The organism is Flexivirga caeni, from assembly GCF_003724155.1.
In the GTDB taxonomy this organism is placed as follows: Bacteria; Actinomycetota; Actinomycetes; order Actinomycetales; family Dermatophilaceae; genus Flexivirga; species Flexivirga caeni.
This window is the reverse complement of sequence record NZ_RJJQ01000035.1, coordinates 1-10447: the sequence shown is the minus strand read 5'-3', so window position 1 is coordinate 10447 and position 10447 is coordinate 1. Positions and strand designations below refer to the sequence as shown.

Annotated in this window: 12 protein-coding genes; 8 read left to right on the top strand and 4 right to left on the bottom strand. The window is 60.6% G+C overall.

The genetic code is table 11. The features are described 5' to 3' along the window. Positions 1-1001: 1001 nt before the first annotated feature. Positions 1002-2132 carry a hypothetical protein gene (locus tag EFY87_RS19725; RefSeq protein ID WP_123273200.1) on the bottom strand — a complete coding sequence of 377 codons (1131 nt, stop codon included), beginning with the start codon at positions 2130-2132 and terminating at the stop codon, positions 1002-1004. Positions 2133-2276: 144 nt separating this feature from the next. Here EFY87_RS19725 and EFY87_RS19720 point away from each other — a divergent pair, with 144 nt between their 5' ends. From EFY87_RS19720 to EFY87_RS19705, 4 genes are read left to right on the top strand one after another with little or no spacing between them, the layout of a single operon-like run. Further along, positions 2277-2582, top strand: coding sequence for a hypothetical protein (locus EFY87_RS19720; RefSeq protein WP_123273199.1), 306 nt, complete (start codon positions 2277-2279; stop codon positions 2580-2582). Beyond that, a complete protein-coding gene (locus EFY87_RS19715) occupies positions 2579-2926 on the top strand; it encodes a hypothetical protein (RefSeq protein WP_123273198.1) in 348 nt (115 codons plus the stop codon). The genes EFY87_RS19720 and EFY87_RS19715 overlap by 4 nt, the downstream gene beginning before the upstream one ends. Further along, the gene (locus EFY87_RS19710) at positions 2920-3150 is read left to right on the top strand and encodes a hypothetical protein (RefSeq protein WP_123273197.1); all 231 of its coding nucleotides are present in this window, start codon (positions 2920-2922) and stop codon (positions 3148-3150) included. The genes EFY87_RS19715 and EFY87_RS19710 overlap by 7 nt, the downstream gene beginning before the upstream one ends. Positions 3151-3152: 2 nt before the next feature. Then, on the top strand, positions 3153-3350 hold the full coding sequence (locus EFY87_RS19705; protein WP_123273196.1) for a hypothetical protein: 198 nt from the start codon (positions 3153-3155) through the stop codon (positions 3348-3350). Between the two features lie 323 nt (positions 3351-3673). On the opposite strand, the gene EFY87_RS19700 is transcribed toward EFY87_RS19705, so the two are convergent. Further along, on the bottom strand, positions 3674-3889 hold the full coding sequence (locus tag EFY87_RS19700; RefSeq protein WP_148043432.1) for a hypothetical protein: 216 nt from the start codon (positions 3887-3889) through the stop codon (positions 3674-3676). Between the two features lie 79 nt (positions 3890-3968). Between EFY87_RS19700 and EFY87_RS19695 the strand changes: the two genes are divergently transcribed. The 4 genes from EFY87_RS19695 (at position 3969) to EFY87_RS19680 (ending at position 8727) form a co-directional block, all read left to right on the top strand. Continuing rightward, positions 3969-5990, top strand: a complete 2022-nt coding sequence (locus EFY87_RS19695) for a type IV secretory system conjugative DNA transfer family protein (RefSeq protein WP_123273194.1) — start codon at positions 3969-3971, stop codon at positions 5988-5990. Positions 5991-6256: 266 nt separating this feature from the next. Beyond that, entirely contained in the window at positions 6257-7045 is a 789-nt protein-coding gene (locus EFY87_RS19690; RefSeq protein WP_158607732.1) for a replication-relaxation family protein, read from the top strand. Then, on the top strand, positions 7042-8094 hold the full coding sequence (locus EFY87_RS19685) for a DNA-methyltransferase (protein WP_123273192.1): 1053 nt from the start codon (positions 7042-7044) through the stop codon (positions 8092-8094). Before EFY87_RS19690 ends, EFY87_RS19685 begins: the two co-directional genes overlap by 4 nt. 24 nt (positions 8095-8118) lie before the next feature. Beyond that, on the top strand, positions 8119-8727 hold the full coding sequence (locus EFY87_RS19680; protein ID WP_123273191.1) for an antirestriction protein ArdA: 609 nt from the start codon (positions 8119-8121) through the stop codon (positions 8725-8727). A gap of 65 nt (positions 8728-8792) precedes the next feature. Here EFY87_RS19680 and EFY87_RS20145 read toward each other — a convergent pair whose 3' ends face one another. Next, positions 8793-9254, bottom strand: coding sequence for a hypothetical protein (locus EFY87_RS20145; protein WP_148043430.1), 462 nt, complete (start codon positions 9252-9254; stop codon positions 8793-8795). Positions 9255-9362: 108 nt separating this feature from the next. Continuing rightward, entirely contained in the window at positions 9363-10226 is an 864-nt protein-coding gene (locus EFY87_RS19675) for a cutinase family protein (protein WP_158607731.1), read from the bottom strand. Between the last annotated feature and the right edge of the window lie 221 nt (positions 10227-10447).

The following is a 10447-nucleotide window of genomic DNA, read 5'->3' as shown; positions in this document are numbered from 1 at the left end:
GTTGGGCATCTAAATAAAAATTGTCACTTGGTTCTGTACTCATCGCACCTCCTTCATTATTTTGTGCTTTAACGCTGCGCGACCAATTACCTCTCGAAGATAGTGCAACTGGCTTGATGAGTCTTGCTGCTGCTCCGGGAAGACGATAAATTTCGGCCATCGGTGGTCTACCCATGTGCGCCCATCTACGGTCTTAGGAAAAGCATACCGTGGGAATGCATGAATATGCAATAGGCCGCGGTCATTCTGACCTGAAACCACATAGTTGAAGCGCGTGGGCTGCCACAGCACTGTCAGCGTGCTTTCGAACGCCTTGGCTACGACAGCGAGATCACGAGATTCACGTGGCGAAATTGACGATATCGATTCTGCGCCACTAATCGGCGCTATCAGACAATCCCCAAGCGTCACCTGCTTGGCCCGGATGCTCACAACCCAATGACGTGTCCTTCCTACTGCTAACGACGGGATCAGTAGGTCTTGCGCGACGCTATTAGAAAAGAGTTGATCGATGCGTAGTTGGCGCCGCCGCTTGATATTCATCTCGTAGCCCGAACGTCACTGCCGAAGAACAGGCGAGAGTTTGCGGAGAGTGAGAAACACGGTGATGCTCCGCCTTGGATCACGCCATGAAGTATTCGTCGGTCGGTGGCACCAGCGAAATTTTCAGAATCGGACGGTCTTCTAAATTGATCTATCTTCGCGGTTGTGATGTATGCTGCGTGACGCGGTCGATGCCTCCCGATCCGGCGGCGAGTTCCTAGTGAGGTCGCTGAACCGTTTCGAGATGCGGAGAGTCCATCGATTGCGGAGAAAAGTCCCGTCTTATGCTTCCCGGGCGCGGGCTCAGGCCGCCGAGTTTCTCGAGACAAGGACACTTCAGTCACCTCTGCTCGGGTGATTGGTTTCGAGCGACAGGACGACGGTGCCCTGTGTATAGAAACCGTCGCGCATGAGCAGCGTAGGTGACGGAAGATGACGTGTCGTGGGCGCGTGGGTCATCAAGCATCATGCGCACACGGTGGGGCGAGCCATTTGCGATACAGTCGGGCACCGTCTACTCGATTCCGTCGCGGTGTTGCCGCGGGCTTATACCAGTCCGCGATCCGAGTCCAGTCCTCGTCGACCATACGAGTGTAGTCGTGGCATGCCCGGCTCGTGCACCAGGCCTGGCTGCGGAGCTTCTCTTCGTCTGACGTGAGGCTGGCACTCTTCTCGACCATTCGCTGCCACAGGTCGTGGATGTGGATGCCATGCGGGAAGGCTTGGATGACGTTCCAGAACTGTTCAGGTTCCTCGTACCGGGTGTCGGCAAGCATGCGTCGCAGCCAGGAATCGTCTTCGTCGTTGAGGTCGTTGTGCCACCCGATCCGGTACACCGCATCGGCAATGTCCTGTTCGGTCTGCGCGTCGGAGGCCAACCACAGCCCGCCGTGCACGCTCTTGAAGCGTTTGAGCTCGAGTTGGAATTGGGCGTAGTCGTAGAGGGCTGAGCGGGCGTATCCACGGGCTTGCCAGTACGGCTGGTACTCCTGCTCGCTGTCCGGATCCCACGGCAAGTGCTCGGATGGTCCTTCTTGGTAGGTGGCCAGGGCGGCTTCGAGATCAGCGGCAAGTGCGTACACCGGTGTCCAGATCCGGTAGTACGCCTCGAACCGTTCGACCCACTGCACCGCCAGGCGAGAATCGGCAGGGTGACGGCGTTCAGCCATCTCGACCCGTGCCACACGTAGGTGCTGGTCATGCAGTAACCCGAGCAAGTGTTCGGCAACTTGCTCCAAGAACTCGGTCTCATAGTTCTTACGGAACGTCTCTGGCTGGACGGTGAACAGGCTGGCGGCTTTGCTTCGGCGCCTGCCGAGCGTCCACAGTCCTGCACCATCTGGCAGGCCGAGTATGTACTCGGTGGCGTCTTGCTCGACACCACCGCCCATCTGGTCAACCGCCTGACGCAGCACGTCAACGATCGGGGCAGGTTCGCTGTCGCCGTTGTCGCACAAGTCAAGGAGAACGGCAACTCGTCGCAGCGCCGGAAGCTCCTGGCGACGAAGTCTGCCGGCACCAAGACGACGCACCTGCTTCAGGTCAACCAGCAGTGCACCGTAGGTCGGTGCCGTGGATTGTGCCCCCATGCGCCAAATATGCCGGAAGTGTGCCGCGTTTGGCCACGGTTTCGACGACATCCGACCACGAAGGCTGGATACCAAGCCGCTCGACGGAACTCGCGTCCCAAATCGTTGGGACACCGGTGAGTGGCCTTGGAAGGAGTCGACTAGATGTCGAACGAACTGGAGCGTTGGGCCGATGCCCGCCACAGCCTGATACCGAGTAAGGAGGAGCGGCAGCACTCACGTGCTGTCGCCGGCCTCATCCGTGAGACCAAGTTCCACGGCCTCAAGGTGGATGCCGAAGCCGCTCTGACTGGTCGGATCATGGAGCGGGCGGTCGATCTGGATAACCACCGCCGTCAGCTGGCCAACGGTGATCCGGTCTTGGATGCGGTGCTTGCGCGCATCGAAGTCGGCTTTGTCGATAAGGCCCAAGGGATCCAGCGCAACTTCGGCTCACCGTTCCATTCATGAGCACGCCACTGCTGAACCTGCTGGCAGGCGTGGCTGGTGGCGGGATCGTCGCCGTCTCACAGCACGGCACACAACGCATGTGCCGGCTTGTACGTCAAGTCACTCGTCGGCGCGGTCCTCGGGTGGTGGTGCATCTGAGCGAAGCCTCAACGACCACCACTACCGGCGACGAAGATGCCCATGCGGCGTATCGCGCTGCCCAGGTGCGGGCGTTCGCCGATCACCTGGCACACGGTGACGACCGATTGCGTGAGCAACTTCGTCGATTCGAGATGCCCAGCACCGCGGCCGCCACTGGCAGCGACGACCCGCAGCACTATCCGGGTGGTGAGCAGAGATGGTGAAGTTTCTGTTCCTGGCCGTCGCTACCGTCGCGATCGTTTGGATCGTCTGGCTCGTGGCTGCACTGGGCATCTTCCTGTGGCATGAATACGAGCAGGACCGCCGACAAGCACGATTGCAGCGAGAGCTGCATCGGGCTGACGATCAGCTGGCTGCCGCGCTGCGTGATGCCAAGAAGCAGATGAACCAGGCTGCTGGTCAGTCCTGGCGCAACCGGTTCGAGTAGCCATGGCAGGCGAGTCGAATCCGGGACGGCTGCTGGATCGAGCGATTGGTGTCTGTGCAGCCGTTCTTGTCGGTGCAATGGCGCTGTGGGGCGCGGTCGAGATCCTGAAGGCGATTTGGGTGCCGCTCTGCCTGCTGGCCTTCGTGATGGTGGTAGTCGGCGTGGCGTGGCTGGCGTTCCGCCGTTGGCGCGGCTGGTGACTGTGTGACCGTTGTTCTTCCGTGCGTGGTGCGGTGATTCGCCGCATCGCACCGTACCCCGCACGGCAAGAAAAACACGGCGCATTGTGTCGCACATTGACTACATAAATGCTAGTTCCGTCCGGTGTTGTGGAATGTGCACATTCTATTGACCGTTTCACGCGCCAAACGCATAGTGGGGATAGCGAATCGTTTCAGTCACGAAACGAAGTAGACATCGCGGAACCACCGGAAATCTAACTCGAAAGGAGGATCTATTTACCATGCCCAAAAATAGGAACAACAACAATCGACGCCCGCAGGCACGAAAGGTGCGTCGTGACTCACAGCGATTGAGTTCGGGACGTTCTCGTCGCGGACGTGAGCACCACTTGAGCATCCGAGGTGACCTGCGTGATCGGCCGGATGCACCACGCCTGGCCCGAGCGCTGATCCAGATGGAATTGGCTCGGCAGGAAGCCGAAGCTCAGGCACAGATCGACCGCCAGGAGCACGGCGATGACTAACCACACCCGCGAATTCGTCTGGTGTGAGATCACGCTTCCTCCTCGTGTTGACCCGAACACGGCACGAGCCTGCCTACTTGCCCTTGGATCCATCCCGGGCCAACCCCGCATTGTGCTGGAGGCAATCGGGCGGGCAGGCGCCATTCGGTGGCGTGTTGGCGCCACACGCGCATCGATCGGAAAAATTCGCCAGGCGATCATCACCCACCTTCCGGACACCACAGTGTCTACCGCCGGAGAAGGGCAAACCGCCTTCGACGATCTTTCCATCGCGGGCTACGTCCGGATCAGCCGCAACCGAACGCTGCCGCTGGATGAGCGTCATACCGACGACGTTGCCCGCTCAGTGCTCGCGGTCTTCGCATCGACCGGGAAGTCCGAGCTGCTACGTCTGCAGGTGATCCTCGGTGCTCGCACTTCTCCTCGGCGCGCACCCGAAGTCGACGGTGCCGCCCGGGCACTGGTGAACGCCAAGTACGGCCAACATGGGTTCGGGTGCGCGATCCGTGTCGCGGCTGGTGCCCTCGATGAAGCACGAGCACGAACGCTCGTCGCCGATACGGCAGCGGCATTTCGCGGGCTTGAACTACCGGGCGTTCATGTTGCCGTCAGCCGATCGGGTGTCCGCGCGGTGACCGGTGTTCGCTCACCATTCCTTTGGCCGCTCTGGCTCAGCATCGACGATCTGGTGTCGTTGTTGGCCTGGCCGATCGCCAGCGAGGGGACACGGGATCTGCCGGCGGTACCACCACGGCATCCGAAGCTGCTGCCGGCCGTTTCGTCGCATCCGAAGAGTGGTCGGCCATTTGGCTGGAGTGCCGCCAGCGTCCGAGCTGGTGAACATCGGCTGGTGGCTCAATCGATTGCCGACTCGCTGCCACATACCCACGTACTTGGGGTCAACGGCACCGGCAAATCGACCGCCATCGGGCACATGGTGCTCGCCGACGTTGCTGATGGCCGCGGCGCAGTCGTGATAGACCCCAAAGGTGACCTGATCGACGATCTACTCGCCCGAATACCGAACAACCGGCTCGATGATGTTGTCCTGCTCGATGCCCGCGACACCTCACCCGTTGGCATCAACCCGCTGATCGGTACCGACCCGGAACTCGCCGCCGACTCACTCCTGGCGGTGTGCCATTCACTATGGGCGGACTCCTGGGGTCCACGAACCAACGACATTCTGCACGGCACATTGCTGACCGGTGCCAGGGCAGGCGATTTCTCGCTGCCGCTGGTGCCGATGCTGCTGACCAATCCGGGCTTCCGTCGTCGCATCATCGGAGCACCATCTGCGGCCGACCCGCTCGGGCTCGGATCGTTCTGGGCAACCTTCGAAAGCTGGAGCGACGAACAACGCAGCCAGGCGATTCAGCCGCTACTGAACAAGCTGCGACAAGTGATGCTGCGCCCGGCGTTGCGCGGCGTCTTCGGCCAAGTACACCCCAAGTTCCATATCGGCGAGGTGTTCACCAAGCAGCGCATCCTCCTGGTCGCGCTGGGCAAGGGGAGTATCGGCGCTGAAGCCGCCCAACTGCTCGGCTCCGTCGTGACGACGCATCTGTGGCATGCCACCACCCAGCGCACCCTCGTACCCGCCAGAGACCGTCAGCCCGTCATGATCTACATCGATGAAGTGCAGGACTATCTCCGGCTCCCCGGTGACCTCGGCGATTCCCTCGCACAAGCTCGTGGCCTCGGTGTCGGCTTCACCCTGGCACATCAGGAACTTGGCCAACTGGGCAAACTACGCGGCGCCGTCATGGCGAACACTCGCTCCAAGCTCATCTTCCAAACTGCACCCGATGATGCCCGTGACCTGGCGACAGCCATCGGTGGCGGCATGCTCGAACGAGAAGATTTCCGAGCACTCGGTGCACATCAGGCATACGCCCAACTCTTGTCCAAGGGCAGCACCACCCCGTGGGTGTCGATCCTGACCCAGCCGCTCCCCCGGCCGATTCGATCCCCCCACGTGCTGCGCAGACGATCGGCAGATCGCTACGGGCAATCACTCGCTGACACCGACGAAGCGCTGCTGGCACATCTCGAAGCCCACCCGAACGGCTCTGCCACGACACGAAATGACGACGATCTGACGCGGCGACGCCGGAAAGGAGGATCACGATGACACAGCCCGACACCACCGGCGCTGGACGAATCGACGGCGACAAACCGGTTCACGCCCCCAGCGCAGCTATTCCGGCCGCTATTCCGCCCGACGCGAACGCAGCACCACCATCGACGCAGGCCAGAGCGCCACGCGCCGGATCTACGCCAACGAAATATTCGGCTCCCTTTGAGTCGAAAACACCGACGGCCGCGGGCAGCGCTGCTGCTCCGGATCCCACCGCATCGAAGCGACGCTTCGTCATAGGCAGCAAGCAACTCCGCAACGTGGCGGCCACGCTGTCGGACCGGGACAGGGAAGTGCTCCTGCAGATCAGTCTCCATCGATACCTGCGCACCCACCATGTCACTGCGCTGGTGTTCACCGACCACGCCAGCCTCGACAGCGCCGAGCGCATCACCCGTCGCGTCCTGGCTCGACTCGATCGACTCGGGCTCATCGAAGCCATCGAGCAACGTGTTGGCGGCATCCACGGTGGAGCCAGCGCTCGTATCTGGCGGCTACGCCCGGCCGGTGCCCGGATCATCACCGATGGCACGAGCCGAGTGCACACACCACCGACGACCGAGCGCTTCGTCGATCACTGCCTCGCCGTTGCTGACGCTCACGTCGATGTGCGTGTCCTCGCCGCAGAAGAGGGAACTGACGACACCATCGTCCGCCTCGAACCCGACTGTTGGCGACGCTACCTCGGCTCAGCCGGCGAACGCTGCTGGCTTCGACCCGACCTCGACGCAATCATCACCAGCCATGACGCCGAAGGCGTCCTCGAAGACCGATGGGTCATCGAGGTCGACATGGGCAACGAGTCGCTCACCACACTGCACAAGAAATGTGCTCAGTACGAGGCCTACCGGGCAACCGGCACCGAACAAGCCGCCACCGACGGCGTGTTTCCACTCGTGCTGTGGATCATGCACGGCAACCACGCTGAACGCCGCGCCACCCAACTCCGCGAACGCATCGAACGCAGCCCGAAACTGACGACCAAGCTCTTCCGCGTCGTCACGGACGAGCACGTGCTCGACGTGCTCCGCAGCGGAGGCCAGTCATGATCCGAAACCAGATCCTCCTCGGCGACGCGCTCCAACGGCTGAGACAGCTTGAATCCGACAGCATCGATACCGTCGTCACCAGCCCGCCGTACTTCCGGCTACGCAACTATGGCGTCGCTGGGCAGCTCGGTGCCGAAGCGCACGTCGATCAATGGGTGGAACAACTTCGTGCCATCGCCAGTGAGATTCGTCGCGTACTCGTACCGACTGGCACCCTGTGGCTGAACCTCGGCGACACCTACTCAACCCACCGCAGCCAAGGCGCCGAGCGCAAGAGTTTGCTAGCAGCGCCGGAACGACTGCTGCTCGCACTCCTTGCCGACGGCTGGATCTGCCGCAACAAGATCGTCTGGGCCAAGACCAACCCGACACCCAGCAGCGTCCGTGATCGGCTGTCCACAACCCACGAGACAATCTACCTGCTCGCCACCCAGCCGTCGTACTACTTCGCCCTCGACGCCATCCGAGAACCGCACCGCTCGCAAGGATCGAAACGTCCGAAACATCGACAGACATCACGGCGGCCACCAGCCAGTGCCACGCCAACTCGTCCAATTTGGCTCGGAAGCAACACCGACAGCGACGGTGGCCTCAAAGCAATGCACCAAGCCGGCATCGTCGGGCACCCACTCGGCAAGAACCCCGGCGACGTCTGGCGAATGAGCGTCTCCAGCTACCGAGGTGCCCACTTCGCCACCTACCCCGAGCATCTGGCCATACGAATGCTCGAAGCCGGATGCCCAGAAAGTCGCTGCAGAAAATGCCGCAAACCGTGGAACCGTCGGCTCGATCGCCATGGCCAAGCTGCCCGCCGCCTACCACTGGCGCCAACCTGCCGCTGCGAACACGCCGAGGAATACAGCCAACCCGGCATTGTGCTCGACCCCTTCATCGGATCTGGCACCACTGCTATCGCTGCCGAAACGCTCGGCCGCGCTTGGCTCGGCATCGAGCTCAACCCCGAGTACATCTCACTGGCAAGGCGCCGCATTCAGCGCTCGAGACAGGCAAGGGAACGTCCACCACCGGGCGACTCCGCCAACAAATAGCAACCGAACCGAAAGGAGGTGATCATGAATGAGCAACAACCACAACACAACCCGGGCGAACAGCCCGAGCACGAAGCATCTCGTGAGCATGAGCCACAACTTCGGCCGCGGGTGTGGATCGGCAGCCTGGCCGACTACAACAACGGCACCCTCACCGGCGAATGGGTCGATGCCGCCGTCGACGACGAGCAACTCATCGCTGAAGCCCAGCGCATCGTTGCCAATAGCGAAGACCCCGGCGCCGAGGAGTACGCCATCTTCGACTACGACGACTTCGGGGACTTCAAAGTCGGCGGGTACGAACAACTCAGTACCATCGCCAAGGTCGCCCGAGGCATCCAGGAGCACGGCGCAGCGTTCGCCGCCTGGGCACAACTGCATGACGCAGACAACGGCATGCTCGACGCCTTCGAGAACAGCTACCTTGGCGAATACGACAACCTCGAAGACTGGGCACGCCAGGTACTTGATGCAGAGGACATCGAGCAACGGATCGCGCACGAGTTCGGTCAACACCTCGCTCCGTACATCCGGCTCGACTACGAGCAATGGGCACAAGATGCCGAGTTCGATGGTGACATCCACGCCGAACAGACGCCGGAGGGGAGATGGTGGATGTTCTCCACGCGGTGACTGGCACCGACACCCTGAACGCAGCCGACGGCTGCTTGCGCCTTGACAACTAAACAGTGGGTTTCCTAGAGCTCGGATTGTTCAAAATCAATCACCACGCCACCGCCAGTCGGAGGGTGACCGTGATAAAGCGCCGCATACCTCCAGTTATCTGCGATGAAGTTAGCAACCATTGACTTCTGTATCGAGAACTTTCCGTTACTCGACCAGTAACCGTTTGCCACATAACGGTAGCCTGCTTTAGCGAGCTTCATTGAGGCACATGTGCCTGAAAAGTTGGAAAATGCGATATATCGATTGATGGTGGCTCCCACAGCGATCTTGCCAACGTTCAAGCTATCGACAACTGTGCCGCACGTTTCGATGCCACTCCGCGCCGTAGCAGCCTGTATGGCGTCATATCGCCCTATTCCACAACTGAATGCTGGACAGTTAGTGTTCACCCATACCGCACCGCCAAGTAGTCCGCTTACAGAAAGAAGACTAATGAGAACGATAACACCGATGTGGAATGTGCGGTTCTGCATGCTGTCATTAGCGTAAAACAATAAGCGAGGAAAGACAACCGGAAAAAGAAACTCCGGGCGATGGGAGCACTGGCGCCCATCGCCCGGAATAACCCGCAAACGAACGGGCTAGACTCCGTCACCTATGATCTCGCTCGCGACGTTGCTCGCATCGCGGGTGTCATAGTTTTCGTGCTCAGCAAACCAGTTTCCAGGATTCGCTGCGATGATTCTCGCTGGATTGCGTACATACTGCCCGGTGTCGCCAATCTCAGTCTGAATGTTGCAGATCGGATCATAGTTGTGGCAAACGGAATGAACCGGGATACCCGGCAATACTTCGCTCCACGGTTGTTGCATGACGCCGTTGATCCCATTGTAGCCGGGATCAAAGTCGCTTTCATCAGCCGAGCTATCAGTACCGTTAAAGTCTGGATCGCCGTAGAGCACCACACTACTGATCAAACCGAGTAACGGGCTGCTGGAGTTACTCAGGTCAGCGAGGCCGGTCGCGACAACCTGTGCTCCCTGTGAATAACCACCAACTATGAAGAGTGAGTTGGGGCAAGAATTATGGAGTTGTGACAGTTCGGATTCGAAGTTGAATACGCCTGTGTTCACCGAATCTTGGTAAGCGCTCCCAAACCCCTCAATGAGAAGTAGCCCGTCTGGCGTCACCGGAACCGCTGGATAGTCAACCGCATAGTCGCCAATCGACTCACCGTTCGCTTCAACCTGCGGCTCGAGGTCAGAAAAAGTTGCAAAGAGCGGCGTTCCGATACCATCGTTGGTGCCTGGCTGCTCACCGTTGTTGGCCACCCACTGTCCGTTGTCATAGCCAGGCTCACCGGACCCTCTCGCGCCGACGAAGATGTAGTCCGTACACCCCGGCGCAGTAGCAGTTGCCGACGCCCTCGGAGCAACTGCTGTGGCTCCTACTCCTGTGACCAGCAGGGTCGCAAGAGCGGCAGCCACTCTCATCTTGATGCGCATGACCGCACCTTTCTGTGTGCGGTCGTCCGCCGGGCCCGCCCAATGCATGGAGGCCCGACGGCGACCTATACCTATATGAGTGCCCATCGGCCGAGCTTCCGGTTCCCGCCGGGTAGCAAGCTGTGGTCGGTGGAGCTACAGGCAAATTACACCCGTGTCATACCCAGCACAAGGGGTCGCGAGACCAAAAGCCCTCCCGCGGGAACAGGAGGGCCTAGGCA

What these genes read in the sequence shown, in the direction of transcription:
- EFY87_RS20145 (WP_148043430.1), bottom strand. Translation starts at nt 9,254, where the DNA reads ATGCAGAACCGCACATTCCACATCGGTGTTATCGTTCTCATTAGTCTT.
- EFY87_RS19720 (WP_123273199.1), top strand. Translation starts at nt 2,277, where the DNA reads ATGTCGAACGAACTGGAGCGTTGGGCCGATGCCCGCCACAGCCTGATA.
- EFY87_RS19675 (WP_158607731.1), bottom strand. Translation starts at nt 10,226, where the DNA reads ATGCGCATCAAGATGAGAGTGGCTGCCGCTCTTGCGACCCTGCTGGTC.
- EFY87_RS19705 (WP_123273196.1), top strand. Translation starts at nt 3,153, where the DNA reads ATGGCAGGCGAGTCGAATCCGGGACGGCTGCTGGATCGAGCGATTGGT.
- EFY87_RS19710 (WP_123273197.1), top strand. Translation starts at nt 2,920, where the DNA reads ATGGTGAAGTTTCTGTTCCTGGCCGTCGCTACCGTCGCGATCGTTTGG.
- EFY87_RS19715 (WP_123273198.1), top strand. Translation starts at nt 2,579, where the DNA reads ATGAGCACGCCACTGCTGAACCTGCTGGCAGGCGTGGCTGGTGGCGGG.
- EFY87_RS19680 (WP_123273191.1), top strand. Translation starts at nt 8,119, where the DNA reads ATGAATGAGCAACAACCACAACACAACCCGGGCGAACAGCCCGAGCAC.
- EFY87_RS19725 (WP_123273200.1), bottom strand. Translation starts at nt 2,132, where the DNA reads ATGGGGGCACAATCCACGGCACCGACCTACGGTGCACTGCTGGTTGAC.
- EFY87_RS19685 (WP_123273192.1), top strand. Translation starts at nt 7,042, where the DNA reads ATGATCCGAAACCAGATCCTCCTCGGCGACGCGCTCCAACGGCTGAGA.